General features: G+C 54.0%; 13 protein-coding genes and 1 pseudogene. 8 read left to right on the forward strand and 6 right to left on the reverse strand.

All coding sequences use genetic code 11. The features are described from left to right. Window positions 1-79 precede the first annotated feature (79 nt). From SPHINGO391_RS21810 to SPHINGO391_RS21815, 3 genes and pseudogenes are all read left to right on the forward strand, one after another. Entirely contained in the window at window positions 80-2,035 is a 1,956-nt protein-coding gene (locus SPHINGO391_RS21810) for a hypothetical protein (RefSeq protein WP_152010812.1), read from the forward strand. A gap of 529 nt (window positions 2,036-2,564) precedes the next feature. Continuing rightward, window positions 2,565-2,828 (forward strand): annotated as a pseudogene (locus SPHINGO391_RS25295) (transposase); the annotation flags it as partial. A gap of 348 nt (window positions 2,829-3,176) precedes the next feature. Continuing rightward, window positions 3,177-3,557, forward strand: coding sequence for a hypothetical protein (locus SPHINGO391_RS21815; protein ID WP_152010813.1), 381 nt, complete (start codon window positions 3,177-3,179; stop codon window positions 3,555-3,557). Window positions 3,558-3,609: 52 nt separating this feature from the next. Here SPHINGO391_RS21815 and SPHINGO391_RS21820 read toward each other — a convergent pair whose 3' ends face one another. Genes SPHINGO391_RS21820 through SPHINGO391_RS21830 form a run of 3 tightly spaced genes read right to left on the reverse strand, consistent with a single transcriptional unit; the run spans window position 3,610 to window position 6,203 of the window. Further along, on the reverse strand, window positions 3,610-4,533 hold the full coding sequence (locus tag SPHINGO391_RS21820) for a hypothetical protein (protein ID WP_152010814.1): 924 nt from the start codon (window positions 4,531-4,533) through the stop codon (window positions 3,610-3,612). 48 nt (window positions 4,534-4,581) lie between these two features. Further along, window positions 4,582-5,247, reverse strand: coding sequence for an acetyltransferase (locus SPHINGO391_RS21825; protein WP_152010815.1), 666 nt, complete (start codon window positions 5,245-5,247; stop codon window positions 4,582-4,584). After that, on the reverse strand, window positions 5,244-6,203 hold the full coding sequence (locus SPHINGO391_RS21830) for a glycosyltransferase family 2 protein (protein WP_152010816.1): 960 nt from the start codon (window positions 6,201-6,203) through the stop codon (window positions 5,244-5,246). Before SPHINGO391_RS21830 ends, SPHINGO391_RS21825 begins: the two co-directional genes overlap by 4 nt. Window positions 6,204-7,055: 852 nt before the next feature. Here SPHINGO391_RS21830 and rfbA point away from each other — a divergent pair. The 5 genes from rfbA to SPHINGO391_RS21855 are packed head-to-tail and all read left to right on the forward strand — an operon-like array spanning window position 7,056 to window position 12,714. Continuing rightward, window positions 7,056-7,970, forward strand: a complete 915-nt coding sequence (gene rfbA / locus SPHINGO391_RS21835) for a glucose-1-phosphate thymidylyltransferase RfbA (RefSeq protein WP_343200341.1) — start codon at window positions 7,056-7,058, stop codon at window positions 7,968-7,970. After that, window positions 7,963-9,108, forward strand: coding sequence for a dTDP-4-amino-4,6-dideoxygalactose transaminase (gene rffA / locus SPHINGO391_RS21840; RefSeq protein WP_152010817.1), 1,146 nt, complete (start codon window positions 7,963-7,965; stop codon window positions 9,106-9,108). Before rfbA ends, rffA begins: the two co-directional genes overlap by 8 nt. Continuing rightward, on the forward strand, window positions 9,105-10,157 hold the full coding sequence (rfbB, locus tag SPHINGO391_RS21845; RefSeq protein ID WP_152010818.1) for a dTDP-glucose 4,6-dehydratase: 1,053 nt from the start codon (window positions 9,105-9,107) through the stop codon (window positions 10,155-10,157). The genes rffA and rfbB overlap by 4 nt, the downstream gene beginning before the upstream one ends. Continuing rightward, window positions 10,154-12,016 (forward strand): hypothetical protein, encoded by a 1,863-nt coding sequence (locus SPHINGO391_RS21850; RefSeq protein WP_152010819.1) that lies wholly within the window; start codon window positions 10,154-10,156, stop codon window positions 12,014-12,016. The genes rfbB and SPHINGO391_RS21850 overlap by 4 nt, the downstream gene beginning before the upstream one ends. After that, window positions 12,013-12,714: a WbqC family protein gene (locus SPHINGO391_RS21855; protein WP_152010820.1), complete on the forward strand. Its 702-nt coding sequence runs from the start codon at window positions 12,013-12,015 to the stop codon at window positions 12,712-12,714. Before SPHINGO391_RS21850 ends, SPHINGO391_RS21855 begins: the two co-directional genes overlap by 4 nt. 131 nt (window positions 12,715-12,845) lie before the next feature. On the opposite strand, the gene SPHINGO391_RS21860 is transcribed toward SPHINGO391_RS21855, so the two are convergent. Genes SPHINGO391_RS21860 through SPHINGO391_RS21870 form a run of 3 tightly spaced genes read right to left on the reverse strand, consistent with a single transcriptional unit; the run spans window position 12,846 to window position 15,464 of the window. Further along, on the reverse strand, window positions 12,846-13,937 hold the full coding sequence (locus SPHINGO391_RS21860) for a DegT/DnrJ/EryC1/StrS family aminotransferase (protein WP_152010821.1): 1,092 nt from the start codon (window positions 13,935-13,937) through the stop codon (window positions 12,846-12,848). 10 nt (window positions 13,938-13,947) lie between these two features. Next, complete coding sequence (locus tag SPHINGO391_RS21865; RefSeq protein WP_152010822.1) at window positions 13,948-14,523, reverse strand: acyltransferase; 576 nt, start codon at window positions 14,521-14,523, stop codon at window positions 13,948-13,950. After that, window positions 14,520-15,464, reverse strand: a complete 945-nt coding sequence (locus SPHINGO391_RS21870; protein WP_152010823.1) for a Gfo/Idh/MocA family oxidoreductase — start codon at window positions 15,462-15,464, stop codon at window positions 14,520-14,522. Before SPHINGO391_RS21870 ends, SPHINGO391_RS21865 begins: the two co-directional genes overlap by 4 nt. Between the last annotated feature and the right edge of the window lies 1 nt (window position 15,465).

The following is a 15,465-nucleotide window of genomic DNA, read 5'->3' on the forward strand; positions in this document are numbered from 1 at the left end:
CCTGATTTGGCTTGCCTTTGATGCCGTAAAATTGGCATAGACAGGCCGCAGCGGCATTGGAAACAGGAACTATATCGTAATGTGCGGAATTTTCGGACTGGTTACATCGTCCCGCCAGGGGCTGGACCGCGCGGCGTGGGATCGCGCCATCAGAAACCTTTTCATTCTTTCGCAATCACGCGGCAAGGAGGCGGCCGGCATCGCGATCGCTAATGCCGACGAGATCGTGGTGCACAAGGATTCCGTTTCCGCCGAGGCGATGCTGAAGACCGCGGATTACAAGACCGCTGTCAGCCGCGGCGCCGACGGATTTTTCGCGGCTCCGGGCGACAAGAGCGCGCTGAGCGTTGTCGGCCATGCGCGGCTGGTGACCAATGGGCTTCAGGGAATTGATGCCAACAACCAGCCGGTGTGGCGCGACGATATCGTCATCGTGCACAATGGCATCGTCACCAATTGGGCCGAGCTCTGGGCTGAGAACCCCGACATCAAGCCACGCGCGGAAGTCGACACCGAAGTCATCGCGGCCTTGATGCACAAATACACGGTTGAAGGCGACACCACGCAGAAGGCCATGAGCCGCGCCTTTGATGATATCTACGGCGAAACCTCGATTGCGTTCTTCCAGCGCGGCACCAACGAACTGATGATCGGCACCAACACCGGCTCGGTGCACTACTGCATCTCGGCCAAGGGCGATGCCTTCTTCTTTGCGTCCGAGAAATGGATCTGCCAGAAGCTGACATCCGGCGACAAAACCATACCGGGTTTTGCCGGCGTGCCTGTTCATCAGCTCACCGCCGGCAACGGGATGAGCATCGATCTGTCCTCCATCGAGGTGAAGACTTTCGGTTTTGACAGCGCATTGGCCACGCCGCAGATCAGCCCGATGCTCGCCACCCAGCGCAACATCGAGGAAAAGTCTTACCGTCTCCGCCATGCCCAGGCGACCATGCAGCGGTGCTCGAAATGCCTTCTGCCCGAGACCATGCCCTACATCGCCTATGATGCCGATGGCGTGTGCAACTATTGCCACACCTATGAGCCGTGGGAGAAAAAGCCTGAGAGCGAGATCGAGGAGTATCTGGCCAGGTTTCGTGGCGACGGCAAGTCGCCTGACTGTGTGGTGGCCTTTTCCGGCGGCCGGGATTCCTCCTACGGCCTGCATCTGCTGAAGGAAAAATTCGGCATGCAGCCCATCACCTTCAGCTATGACTGGGGAATGGTCACGGATCTTGCGCGCCGCAACCAGGCCCGCATGTGCGGCAAGCTCGGCATCGAGCACATCTGGATTTCCGCCAACATCAAGGAAAAGCGCGCCAACATTCGCGCCAACGTGCTTGCCTGGCTGAGAAAGCCGGATCTCGGCATCATCCCGCTCTTCATGGCCGGCGACAAGCAGTTCTTCTGGTATGCCAACGAACTGATCAAGCAGACCGGAATTCCGCTCATGGTGTTCTGCACCAACCGCCTCGAGAAGACGGATTTCAAGCTGGGTTTCCTGGACATGCCGCCTCAGGTCGACGGTTTCAATCAGCCGTCAACCTTCGGGATGGGCCGCAAGGCCCAGATGCTGATGCAGTACGGCAAGCGCTACCTGTCCAACCCGCGTTACATCAACCGGTCCATTCCGGATACCGCATGGGCGTTCTTGTCCTATTACGGCATCAACCAGGACCATCTCTATCTCTTCGACTATGTCGACTGGGACGAGGACGTCATCGACGACGTTCTGATCAACGGCTATGACTGGGAGCTGGCCGACGACACGGAATGCACTTGGCGGATTGGCGACGGTACGGCGGCTTTCTACAACTACATCTACACCACGGTTGCGGGCTTCTCCGAGCACGACACCTTCCGCTCGAACCAGATCCGCGAAGGCCAGCTCACCCGGGACCGGGCGATGGAGCTCGTCGAGCGGGACAACCAGCCCCGCTGGAAATCGATCCGCGAATATACCCAACTCATCAATATCGATTTTGACGAGGCCATTCGAGTGATCGACCGGATTCCCAAGCTTTACGGCGCATAAGGCCGGCTAGAGTTCGTCCACTGAATTGTGAATCACTGCAGCGGTGACAATTTGTTTTGTTTCTGGTTCACCGCTTCCCTCATGGAGGGCGATTGAACGGCGATCTGCGTTAATGGGCATTAAATATGACGAGCTCCGGGCTTTCGGCCCGCCAATGTGCCGAACGTTTTGGCGTTGCCGCTTCGAGGCATATTCGATGCATCAACCGCGCGGCGAACGGCGAGACCGCGCCCCGCGAACAAGCAAGGCGCGTCTCGCGTCTTGATGCGGACGAAGCCTTCATGACACCATGATCGAGGAGACGAAGGACATCACGCTTGACGAGATGGGTGTTCGCCTTGCCGATGAGTGCGATTTAAGGATCGACCTAACCATGCTGAGCAAATAACTTCGCTTACGCAGCTTCACGTTCAATGCAAAACCGCACATGCATTGGAGCAGGAACGCCCGGGTCTGGTGAAGCATGACCTGCTCCCCTGTGATGGTCTCGGTTCCGGCTTAGCCTGCTCCTCAACAAAGGAGACAGGCAATGAAGCGATCGAAGTTTTCGGAAGAGGAGATCATCGGGATTTTGAAGGTGTAGCAGGCCAGGATTTCGGCTGGCGATCTCTGCCACAAGCACGGCATTGGTGACGCCACGTTCTAAACTTTGCGCAAGAAGTATGGAGGCAGGGAAGTGTCCGCGGCCAAACGGCTGAAGGCGTTGGAAGATGAGAATGCAAAGCCGAGGAACCTTCTGGCGGAGCAGACGATGGGTGTTGCCACGCTCCACGAGATGCTCGGAGAAAACTTCTGACGCCCGGTCAATGAGGAATGCAGTGAACTGGGCTAGCCTATGTGTGAGTAGAATCAGGAAGGAGGTCAATCGCTATCGCTTTTTCTCACACCACGGGACAAGTCAGCTGTACGAGAAATCCGGCGTTGGGCGCTTGAATTCACGGAACCAAGTTAGATTTGTCGCAGGACTTTTTTCCAGCTATGCAAAAGTTCGATAGCTTGCCGCAGCTGAAAAAGTAATCAGGAAACATAGTCATAACTGTTGCCCCTGGAACAGGGCTGTTCTAATCCCAGCGTACAGGCCAATTCCGCATTTGTGGCGTACCACAGTGCAATCGTCGCAATGCATTATTGAAAGCCCCAAATGAGCTCAAAAGTTGCAGATATTTCATTGATCCTTTTGGCCGTCAGTCTTCTGACAATCACGCAGATTGTCATAAAAGGGCGCCTGAATTTTCATGGAGAGATACCGCTCAATCCAACGCAACTGCCCGGATATTTTTTCCTCCTCCTAAAGGACTGGCGCCTTTGGGCAGCACTATTCTCTTTGGTAGCTTCGGCTCTGAGTTGGTATGCAGGCATATCCAGACTGCCGCTCTCCGTTGCTTTTCCAATTACAGCTTTGTCTTATCCCCTTATATTTGCCGGCTCCATACTGGTTCTTGGTGAAGAATTCGAATGGATTTCGTTACTTGGAAATACAATGATAGTCGGCGGCATATTGATTATATCATTAAATCACTAGAATCAGCACTGCCGCCATTGCTCAAAAAAGGGCACTGCTGGCCCGTTTCGAATTAGCATTTATCAAGGATGGCTATGCCAAACCCTGTTCTGCCGTACCCGTTTCCATTGTAAAGCATGTAACGCTCGCCAGCATGGTCGAAGACATAGGGATAGCAAATCATCTCCGAGTCCCAGCCCGCGCTGGAGACATCTATGCCGACTTCGTTGTCGCGGCGGCTCCAACTAACTCCGTCCTCCGAAACAGCATACCGAATTCGATAGGTATCTTCCTGTTGAGTAGCTCGCGAGCAAAACCACATTCGATACCCGCCAGGATCATTGAGTACGCGCGGAACCCCGATTGCATACTCAAATCTATCTTGAAGACCAATTGCGACAGTTCCATTCCGTTCCCACTCGACACCATCGGAAGATTCCGCATACTCCAAGTGATAAAAATGTTTGGGTTCCCCAGCCTCCATTTTCCACCCGATACACGAGGTAAACCAAGCGCGAAAGCGACCGTTTTCATACATCACTTCTGGAGTCGCTACAAAGTGGGGAAAAATCCGGGTACGATCAATAATCGGGCCGAGAAAACTCTTTTCGAACTGCTGAGTCGTTTCATTCCACTCCGCCAAACCGATCGAGTTCCTGATCTTTACCGTCACACCTAGATTGATGCCGGTATAGAAAAGCAGCTTCCGGTCTCCCACCGCTACTATGGAGTTCGGCAGTGCACCACTATCATCAAAACACCCAAGCTCTCCTGGCGCCAGAACCGGGGAATCGTTCACCCGGATGACCTCCGTGGGTGCCCTCATATCAACCTCACAATATCCGCCGTGCCCGCGATTGAACTTGTCGCGCGACGAAAAATAGATTCGAAAAAGGTCACCATCGATCTGCTGAGCGATTGGAATCATCGCGTGGGAGTAGAGCCAATCACTCTCCTTGTCCGCACAAAAAACCGGGCCAAGCTTCTTCCATTTCATCCGTCATACCTCAACTGATACACTTATCAGGAAACCAGCATTTCGCGACTAGATCGAACGCATTCGATTACTCGGGACACGTGATCGCTCTGTTTCGTTTCCTACGTAAACCCCTGAGGGGGCAGCATCCGAAAGCAACAACACACCCGCCCCGAGGATGCAATTTGCACCGACAGTGACGTGGTCACGAAGCGTGGAATTTACTCCGATGAAACAGGCTTCACCAATGGTCACTCTTCCAGAGACGACGATATGGGACGCCAAAAAAGCATGGTCTTCAATGCGGCTATGATGCCCGATATGATTGCCACTCCACAACGTCACATTGTTTCCGATCGAGACAAATGGCTGAACCGTATTGTTCTCCAAAATGAAACAATTTTCTCCAATACGCCCATCATTCAAGATCGCAGCCTTGGTACTTATGTAGCTGGCAAACGAGTAACCCATTTCCTTTGCAGCGAGATATTTTTCCCGCCGCATCTGATTCAATTTTGAGTATCCGAGCGCAACAAAAATAAGATGGGAGTCCGGTGGGAAATCCTGAACCACACGATCAAACTGCACAACCGGCAGACCGCAAAATACCCCGCCTTCGGGCATAAACTCAGCATCCACCGTAAATGCAACTACCTGATAATCAGTGTCGGTCGAAAAATAGTAATGTGCCAGTTCTGCAGCGTCCGACGTCCCAAAAACAACAAGTTTTTTCATGGGCCTAAACTCCTTCTAGAATGCTGCCAGGAGCCTTTGTCGAACACGCCCCGCACAATCGTATATGGTCTTCGCTTGGTCTCAGAATAAATCTTTGAGAGGTACATTCCAATGACGCCGAGATACGCAACAATCAGACCACCCAATATCCAGACCGAAACCATCAGCGACGTGTAGCCACTGGGCGGTCTTGAAAAGAAAATCCAGTTAAACACAAGATACAGGCTAAACGCACCGGAAATGGCCAATATGGCGCATCCACTATAGAAAATACCATACAGGGGAGCGTTGCTGAACGATGTGACTGAGTTGACAAACTGCGATATTTTTTTGCGCAGTGTATATGTTGTTGGACTTGAACTTCTTTTGGTTACTACTAAGGGCGCTTGGCTGTAGCCAGTGATTGACCAGAGTCCGGCCATGAACACTTCGGTCTCTTGGTGACTTATCAAAGAGTTCACATATCTACGAGTCATCAGCCTTGAGACAGTCAGATTGGCTGGCACATCAACCTTACTTATAAAACGAAACAGCCTGTAGAAGACCGCACCAGATAGGCGCTCGAAAAAGCCGCCCTTCCTTGGCCCTTGCACGCCATAGACAACATCAATGCCCTCCTCATTCATCTTCGCAGAGAAAGGTATCAGCCACTCAGGGTCTTCTTCCAAATCACTGTCAATCAGAAACACATGATCACCAGCTGAATGCATCAAACCAGTCATCATAGCCTTGTGGTGACCGAAATTCCTCGACAGATCCACAATCTTGATGTGGGGGTCGACCTGCGCCAAATGAACTGCCCGCTCAAGACTGTTGTCTGGCGAGCCATCGTTTACCAGCACAATCTCGAAATCGTCTTTAACCAAATCTCGTGCAGCGGAAGAGCAGCGCCGACAGAACTCGTCTATATGGGCAGCAGATTTGAAAAGCGTTGCGACTATTGATAATTTCGTCAATGCACAAACCTCGACTTTCCAGAGGCCACCGGCCCGACATCACGAAACTAGTTGGGCCTAGTTTGGTGCATGAATTCATCACCGAGCCCAGCTTAGGATAAGTCGCCATCTCGTCTGGAGCTGCCTGTTTAAAGCGCAGGCCTCGGTCGACAAAACCCGTCTTAGTTCATGCCGCACCTTGAGCCAAGCAATTGAACCTCTGTCGGAAACCGACAGTTAAACCATCCAGACTTCAGCGTTGCGCTCCGCGCTTATCCGGAAAACCATGCGAAGTGCAATAGGCCCGTACATCCGGACAGTGGTAGATCGCTTCGACCAGCCATGTTTTCGAACTCGGTCCGTCTAGATGGATCGCTCTTCGAGATCAAGGCTGTGATGCGCAACCTTTTCGCTTCATAGCCTTGCCAACGGTTATATATGGACAACGTTGGCCTAATGTCAGTCAACTTGGCCTGCTAACCATCATGATCCATCACCCATGTCTTGAGTGGGATGTGATCATTTCAATTAGGGTGCTCCTATCCACGTTTCCTGAACAGCGAGGACGCGCATTCGCAGAATCTTGCGCCAATGTCGCGAAAGCGCAAAAGATGGCTCTCTTGGAGACCATTTAGCAAAACTCTTGGCTGACTTGAATACGAAAGCTCAGGCATGCATCGTGCGGAGACGGAAGGTCGCAAATTCGGATTCTGAAATACTGCAAGTTCGACATTGTCGACAGGTGCTTTTTCCCTATACAAGCCTCTTGCAATAATCTTGGTTCTATCCTGTGAACCGCATTGAGGCGCTGACCTTACCTGCGTATGCGGCTGCATGATTTGAGTAGATTTGAGTTGGAACTGGGTAACGAACATGAGCATGTCACAAGTTGGCCGACACAAGGCATCCCGAAAGGGTATTGTGCTTGCAGGAGGCTCGGGGAGTAGGCTTCACCCGCTAACGCTTGGCGTATCCAAACAGTTGCTGCCGGTCTTCGACAAACCGCTGATCTATTATCCAATCGCCACCTTGATCATGTCCGGAGTGCGCGAAGTCCTTTTTATAACGACACCGGATGACGCCAGCGCGTTCAAGAGGTTGCTCGGCGATGGCTCGCAATGGGGCATGGACTTCAACTATGCGGTCCAGGACAAGCCGCGCGGGTTGGCTGATGCCTACCGAATCGGGCGCGCATTTTTAGATGGAGCGCCAAGTGTATTAATCTTGGGGGACAACATTTTCTTCGGTCATGGGCTTAAGAGTCTTCTCGAACGCGCGGCCGGAAATTCAGGAGCAACAATTTTCACCAGTCTTGTCAGAGATCCGACTCGATTTGGGGTAGTGGAACTCGATTCGAACCAGCGGCCAGTGTCGATCGAAGAAAAGCCTGAAAAGCCGCGCTCGCGCTGGGCCGCCACAGGTCTTTACTTTCTAGATCACAAGGCTTGCGATTTCGCCGACGAGGTGCTTCCTTCCAAGCGAGGCGAGATCGAGATCATTTCGATACTTCAAAGGTATCTTGACGACGGCAACCTGAACGTCGAAACCCTTCACCGCGGCTTTGCTTGGCTTGATGCTGGGACGCATGAAAGCCTTCATCAGGCAGGTGAATTTGTTAAGACCCTGCAGGACCGGCAGGGTTTGCTGGTATCATCCCCTGAAGAGCTCGCCTTCCGGCATGGATTGATTGATGTAGACCAATTATCTGCTCTTGCCGAAAGCCAAAAGCAGTCCTCGTATGGTGAGGCGCTGATGGAGCTTGTAAATCAGGTACATCAGTATGGTTGAGATTCCCTTCAACAAACCGCTCATCACCGGATCGGAGCTGGAGACGATTTCCGATGCAATTGCCCGCCTTGATTTGAGCGGTGATGGGCATTTCACCGGACTGTGCGAGAAAATGCTGCAGCGCCACTTCAGTTGCAGCAAGGCGTTTCTGACGCATTCCTGCACCGCTGCGCTCGAAATGGCGATGTTGCTGCTCGATCTCGGGCCGGGCGATGAAGTCATCATGCCTTCCTTTACATTTACATCAACCGCCAACGCCGTTGTGCTACGCGGTGCCACGCCCATTTTCGCCGATGTCGAGCCTGGTACAATGAACATTGACGCCGAAAAGATTGAACCTCTGATCAATCCGGCGACGAAGGCGATTATGGTCGTCCACTATGCAGGCCGCCCGGCGGATATGGACAAGATCAACTCAATTGCCGCGGCCAACGGAATAGCTGTTGTTGAAGACGCCGCGCAGGCAATGGGTTCGACTTACAAAGGCAAGCCAGCGGGAACCCAGTCACCACTGTCGGCACTTAGTTTTCATGAGACAAAGAACATCGTTTCCGGCGAAGGTGGCGCACTTATTGTGAATGACCCCCGATATGAGGACAGGGCGGCAATATTGCGGGAGAAGGGCACTAACCGTCAAAGCTTTCTGCAAGGTCGGGCAGACAAATACAGCTGGGTAGACCTCGGCTCATCCTACCTGCCTTCGGAGCTCGTCGCAGCGTTTCTTTACAGTCAAATCGGCGCCACTGCCAAAGTTACAACCTCCCGGCTTGCGGCTTGGGGGCGTTATCGGTCGAACTTCCAATCTGCTGCATTTCCTGGGCTCGGACTGCCGGAGCAAGTTTCAGAAGATGCGGTGCTTAATGGTCACATTTTTCACCTTTTACTGCCAAATGCCGAAAGGCGGCCAGCCTTTCTGGAGGCGATGAAGACGCGTGGGATCCAATGCACATTTCACTATGTGCCGCTCCACTCCTCACCCGCCGGGCTGAAATTTGGCAAGACCCCGCATGGTTGTCCCATCACCGAGGATACCGCCAGCCGGTTGGTTCGGCTGCCGATGTTTTTTGATATCGATGCGCAGACCGTCGATCTCGTCAGCGCAGCGGTTGTTGATGTATTGAACGAGATTGCCAAATGAAACCTACTGTTGATCCGAAGCGTCTGATTGTAACCGGGGGAGCTGGCTTCATCGGATCGGCGGTATGTCGTAATTTTGTACAGGCGGGTCACGTGGTCTGCAATGTCGACAAACTGACCTATGCAGCCAATACCAACAATCTGCGCGGCATCGAGCATATGACTAATTATCGTTTCGAACGGGTCGACATTTGCAATCGTACTCGCATGCTAGAGATCTTTGATGGGTTCAAACCCGATGCAGTGCTACATCTGGCTGCGGAAAGCCATGTGGATCGCTCAATAGCTGATACAGACGTATTTGTTCAAACCAACGTTGTCGGGACCGTTAATCTGCTCAACGCCGCTCTTGAGCACTGGCGATCCCAGGGATCCAACTCGGACTTTCGGTTTCTTCATGTGTCCACCGACGAGGTTTATGGAGACCTTGAAGATGATGGTAGCCTGTTCCATGAATCAACACCCTATAATCCATCGTCGCCTTACTCCGCCTCCAAGGCGGCCAGTGATTTTATGGTTTCAAGCTGGCATCGTACCTACGGATTGCCAGTTCTCATTACCAATTGCTCGAACAATTATGGCCCCTTTCAAAACATTGAAAAACTAATCCCGCACATGATTACCAGAGCCCTGGGACAGGAAACACTTCCGGTCTATGGCAAGGGAACAAATATAAGGGATTGGCTTCATGTGGATGACCACGTCGCAGCACTGGATCTTATCCTGCGCAAAGGCAGGCCAGGCGAGCGTTACAATGTCGGAGGCGGCAATGAGCGGAACAACCTAAGTGTCGTCGAGCGCATCTGCGAGCACCTTGATCAACTTAAGCCGATGGATGGAAAGAGCTACCGCGAACTTATAACTTTTGTCACTGATCGCCCTGGACACGATTTGCGATATGCCGTCGATGCATCCCGATTGACCTCCGAACTGGGCTGGGCGCCTCGACACAATTTTGAAACCGGCCTTACACAGACTGTCAATTGGTATCTCGAAAACCAGTGGTGGTGGCATTATGAAAGACCAAGTGAGCCGGACCAGGCTGGTTGACCATGCTGCGAATTAGCACATGTGGCGCGTTCAGCATGATCCAATGCGCGGCTGCGATCGGATTGGCAATTTCCTCACTGCTGTTTGTAGCCACGCAGCTGAATGTTGGCGTCGACGTTTCGGACGGGGCCTACTACATACTTAGCTATTCGCAGCATCAAGAGATTCTTGTACAGGCAACGCTGTTCGGTCCACTTTGGGACAGTATTTCCCCCTTTCGAGGGATCCTAGCCAACCGTTATCTGAACCTTACTTTTGTGGTGGCAAGCTTCACAGTTCTAAGTATTGCAATTCTCAACCTCGTTCGGACCGAAAGGCCGTCTTGGTCGGATAGGTTTCTCTGCATCTCCATTGGTGTGGCGGGCTCCTTAACATATTTCTACAATTGGCTTGTAGATCCGTCGTACAACTCGATGAATTTGGGATTCATCGCCTGTGCCAGCGCGGCCTTTTTTATGTTAATGCGCCATTCTGAGACGCTTGGGTCAGCTATGGGGCGATGGAACATTGTTTTGCCGACGGCTCTACTCGGGGCGAGCATGGCTTCGATCGCACTGGTAAAGATCACTAGTGCGGCTCTGTTGGGTCCCTTGATGCTCGTTGCTTTCCTGTTCTCAACCAAGCATATCATGACGTTCCGGCTTTTTATCACCCTTGGATCAGCATCCTTATTAGGAATGTTGTTTCCACTTCTGCTGATGAACTTCGCAGGTACGAGTCCCGTAAGGGCCCTGGGCATGATGTATGGCGGTGCCGAATTGAGCGGCCTGCTGACTGCCTCGACGCTGAACTTTGCCGACAAGGCTGTCAGCTATATCGAAGATCTGGCATCGGTTGCCCTGTTTGATGCCTGGTATCCTCCGATCATCGGCGCAGGATTAATTGTTTTGATTTCAAACCGCAGCTCAGCAGTGCTTGGACTGAGCCCGACAGCGCGTTTGTGGGGGACGGCATTTCTCTCGCTTGTTTTTATAGGGCTTGTAGTCTGGTCGGGCCATCTCGAGCCGTTTTCCGGTTTGATGAACGCATGTTTGGTGTTGACGGTTGCGCTATCTGGGTTCGGTCTCGTCCTCCCCCAAAATAGTAGGAAGAACGCAATATTAGTTTGGGGAGTAATGTCTCTCTGTTCTTTCATTTATGTCTACGGAACCGGAAATGCTTGGTACTTTCAGGTCGTAGGTGCTTTGGGATTCCCGTTTGCGGCGATTGCGGCCGTAATTTCTGCAACAGACCGACTGCATGCCACCTTGTTGACGTCACCCGCTTTGGCGTTGCTTGGGTTGTCTCTATACGGCGCAGGTGCCGTAATAGAGCATGAGCCCTATCGATTGAGCGCTCCCCTGTCTTCTCTAAATTCCATCGCGCGCGTCGGCCCTTTTGACGAAGGCTTCAGAGAGTCCCCAGAGCAAGCTGAATTTTACAACGGGCTCCGAGACGCTCGCATTCAAATCGCGCAGCTTCCGGAAAGACCCGTCCTGATCGATCTGACCGGACGGACTCCGATGGTTGCTTTTCAAATAGGTGCGCGGATCCCCGGAACCCCATGGCTGTTCAGCGGTTATCCCGGCTCCGGAGCCATGTTTGATCGGATGATCGGCGGTCTTTCGGAACAATCCTTGCAGCAAGCTTGGGTATTTCAGACTGAAACCTATGAACGCCGGCATCCCAATACAATCTTGTCGAAATTCGGACTCGACTTTCCGGACAAATACACCCCCATAGCTACAGTGCCTGTTCCGTATATGGGTTTCACCGGCACACTTTACGCACCGAAGAATACCGGCTTATCCCAGCCTGTAACGACCAGCTCGGATATGCCAAGTGCTCAGGCACCTTCAATTGGCGGTAACGGCGAATGACACGCAAAGCAGCGATCCTGCAGTCAGCTTACATTCCATGGCGTGGCTATCTCGACATGATCGCGTCGGTTGACGAGTTCATCTTATACGACGACGTTCAGTTCAGCCCGGGCGATTGGCGTAATCGCAATGTTATCCGGACCTCCGGAGGGCCAAAATGGCTAACAATACCGGTCCCCAAGAAGAACAGAATTCACAGCCTGATCTGCGATGTTGTAGCCTCAGATCCTTGTTGGGGTGCGGATCACTGGAACAGATTGAGCGAGAGCTATCGCAAGGCACCGTATTTCGCGGAAGTCGCCGACCTTCTTGAACCGTTGTACATGTCCGGTCAGACAAGCCTGTCCTTGATCAACAGATCTTTCTTGTCAGCTATCAACCGCTATCTCGGTATTGAAACGAAAATGACTTGGTGCTGGGACCACAATTCCTCACCGGGAAAAACAACTCGGCTTGTTGATTTGTGCCGCTCGGTGGACTGTGATGTGTATATCACCGGACCAGCTGCGAAGCACTACCTCGATGAAAGTGAATTTGAGAAAGCTGGAATTCGCATTGAATGGTTCGGCTATGAAAACCTGGTAGAGTACCCTCAATTGCACGGCGGATTCTTGAACGCAGTTTCCTCCGTTGATTTACTGTTTAACTGCGGACCAGACTCACGCAATTTTCTTCCAGCCTTGAACAAATCCAAGTAGAGAAGAATGCCCCTACACCCATATCGGATGTTTGATTGCATGGTTCGATGCAGCTTCATTTCACTCTGAATAGACGAATAATGCGGAAACCGGTTGCGCTTTCCAGCGAACCTCAAGAGCCCCTAAACCCATCATCCCTTCAGCGCGGTGCGGACCGCGGTGACGACCTGGTTCTGGTCTTCTTCGGTGAGGTACGGGCCCATGGGCAGGCTCATCACCTCGCTTGCAACCTGGTCACCGGTCGGCAGGCGGGCATCGGGATCGGCGACGGCGGGCTGCTGGTTGAGCGGGATCGGGTAGTGGACGGCGGTGGGCACGCCCGCCTGTTTCAGGCTTTCCTGGACGGCCTCGCGGTCGGGCGTGCGGATGGTGTACTGCGCCCAGGCGCTCTGGTTGAAGCTCTCGACAAACGGGGTCGTGGTCACGCCGGCATCGCCCAGAAGGCTGTCATAGCGTTCAGCCACGGCCTGACGAGCGGCGAGCTCCGCGTCGAGCCGGGCGAGCTTGGGCAGCAGCACCGCGGCCTGGATCGTGTCGAGACGGCTGTTCACGCCGACGCGGATGTGGTGATAGCGGCGGTCCTGGCCATGGCGGGCGATCTGCCGAATGATTTTGGCCAGTTCGTCGTCACTGGTGAAAATCGCACCGCCATCGCCGTAGCAGCCCAGAGGCTTTGAGGGGAAGAAACTGGCGCAGGCGATCAGGCTGAGATTGCAGCTCTTGCGGCCCTTGTAGGCGGCGCCGAAACTCTGCGCCGCATCCTCGATTACCGGCAGGCCGTGACGGGCTGCGATCTCGTTGATGGCGTCGAAATCCGCGCACTGGCCATAGAGGCTGACCGGGATGATCGCCCTGGTGCGCGGCGTGATGGCCGCCTCGAGAGCCGCGGGATCGAGATTGTAGGTGCGGGGGTCTACGTCGACATAGACCGGCTTGGCGCCCAGCAGCGCCACGGTTTCCGCGGTGGCGATGTAGGTGAAACCCGGGGTGATGACCTCGTCGCCCGGCGCAATTCCGAGCGCCATCTGGGCAATCTGAAGCGCATCGGTGCCATTGGCGACGGTAATGCAGTGCTTTGCCCCGACATAGGCCGCGAGCTTTTCCTCGAGTTCGGCGACCTCGGGTCCGAGAATGTACTGGCCATGCTCGAGCACACGGTGGATGCCCGCGTCGATCTCGGATTTCAGAAGCTGGTACTGGGTCTTGAGATCAATGAACTGCATTTTCCTGCCCTTACACCTTTTGAACCCGGCCGTCTTGCAAGACATATGTATCGCCCGTGTGGGGACAGACCGTCCGCCCGGCTCCGGTCAGGGGCAGATCCAGCCGTTCGCCGAACTCGCTCATCCAGCCGACCTGCCGCCCCGGAACGCCAACCATCAGGGCATAGTCGGGAACATCGCGATTGATCACCGCTCCTGCCCCGACAAACGCATAGGCGCCGATCGTGGTGCCGCAGACAATGGTGCAATTGGCGCCCAGCGTCGCGCCGCGGCCAACCCTGGTGTCGCGGTACTCGTTCTTGCGCTCGATCAGCGAGCGCGGATTGTAGACATTGGTGAACACCATGCTCGGGCCGCAGAACACCCCCTCTTCGAGGGTGACGTTCTCATAGACCGAAACATTGTTCTGGATCTTGCACCTGTCACCGATCACGGTCCGGTTGGCGACGAACACGTTCTGGCCCAACGAAACGCCGCGGCCGATGACCGCGCCGCTGCAGACATGCACGAAATGCCAGACCCGCGATCCCTCGCCAATCTGGGCGCCTTCGTCGACGATGGCGCTGGGATGGATCTGGACACTCACCGCAAGCGTGCCACAAACGGGTGAACAGCGGATCCACCCTGCCGGATCGGGGCGGTGCGGATTTCCTCCACCGTCTCGATGCAGTGACGGGCGTCAGACAGCCCGTAGCCGCGGCCCGCCAGAATTTCCTCGTAGCTGACCGTGTGAAGATCGGTGAAGCCTTCGGAGAACTCGAGCTGCTCGCCGCTGATATCGATGTTGCGGTAGGTCGGCTTCTTGCCCTTCACATCATCTGGAAGATCGTCGGCATCGATCGACAGGAACCAGATCACCCGGGCGCGCTCGTATTCGAGATAGCCGGCGGCCTTGCTGTCGGAGGCATAGTGGACGACGTTCTGCTGCAGGTCGCCGAAAATGAAGTGCAGCATGTCGTAGAAATGCACGCCGATATTGGTCGCCACGCCAAACGACTTGCGCGGGTCGCCCTTCCAGCTTTCCATGTACCATTTGCCGCGGCTGGTGATGTAGGTCAGATCCACGTCGAATTTCTTGTCCGCGGGCGCGGCGGCGACCTTTTCGCGCAGCTTCAGGATGGCTGCGTGATGACGCAGCTGCAGGATGTTGAAGACCCGCTGTCCGGTTTCGCGTTCCACCAGAGCCAGCTCATCCAGAAGCTCCGAAGTCGGAACCAGAGGCTTCTCGCAGATCACATCGCATCCCAGGCGCAGGCCGGCCGCAATGTGGGCGTGGTGGAGATAGTTCGGGCTGCACACGCCGACATAATCGAGCCTTGTGGCCGGATCACGCTTCAGGACATGCGCATGCTCCTGGAAGCGTTCGAACTCGGTGAAGAATTCGCTCTGCGGCGAAATGCTGTCGATCACACCGACGGAATCATTGATGTCGTAGGCGACCGAGAGACGGTTTCCGGTGTCCTTGATGGCCCGCATGTGGCGGGGTGCAATGTAACCGGCGGCCCCGATCAGCGCGAAATTCTTCATG

This window comes from Hoeflea sp. EC-HK425 (genome assembly GCF_902498795.1).
Lineage (GTDB): Bacteria > Pseudomonadota > Alphaproteobacteria > Rhizobiales > Rhizobiaceae > Hoeflea > Hoeflea alexandrii.

What these genes read in the sequence shown, in the direction of transcription:
- SPHINGO391_RS21825 (WP_152010815.1), bottom strand. Translation starts at nt 5,247, where the DNA reads ATGAAAAAACTTGTTGTTTTTGGGACGTCGGACGCTGCAGAACTGGCA.
- SPHINGO391_RS21810 (WP_152010812.1), top strand. Translation starts at nt 80, where the DNA reads ATGTGCGGAATTTTCGGACTGGTTACATCGTCCCGCCAGGGGCTGGAC.
- rffA (WP_152010817.1), top strand. Translation starts at nt 7,963, where the DNA reads ATGGTTGAGATTCCCTTCAACAAACCGCTCATCACCGGATCGGAGCTG.
- SPHINGO391_RS21820 (WP_152010814.1), bottom strand. Translation starts at nt 4,533, where the DNA reads ATGAAATGGAAGAAGCTTGGCCCGGTTTTTTGTGCGGACAAGGAGAGT.
- rfbA (WP_343200341.1), top strand. Translation starts at nt 7,056, where the DNA reads ATGAGCATGTCACAAGTTGGCCGACACAAGGCATCCCGAAAGGGTATT.
- rfbB (WP_152010818.1), top strand. Translation starts at nt 9,105, where the DNA reads ATGAAACCTACTGTTGATCCGAAGCGTCTGATTGTAACCGGGGGAGCT.
- SPHINGO391_RS21870 (WP_152010823.1), bottom strand. Translation starts at nt 15,464, where the DNA reads ATGAAGAATTTCGCGCTGATCGGGGCCGCCGGTTACATTGCACCCCGC.
- SPHINGO391_RS21855 (WP_152010820.1), top strand. Translation starts at nt 12,013, where the DNA reads ATGACACGCAAAGCAGCGATCCTGCAGTCAGCTTACATTCCATGGCGT.
- SPHINGO391_RS21815 (WP_152010813.1), top strand. Translation starts at nt 3,177, where the DNA reads ATGAGCTCAAAAGTTGCAGATATTTCATTGATCCTTTTGGCCGTCAGT.
- SPHINGO391_RS21860 (WP_152010821.1), bottom strand. Translation starts at nt 13,937, where the DNA reads ATGCAGTTCATTGATCTCAAGACCCAGTACCAGCTTCTGAAATCCGAG.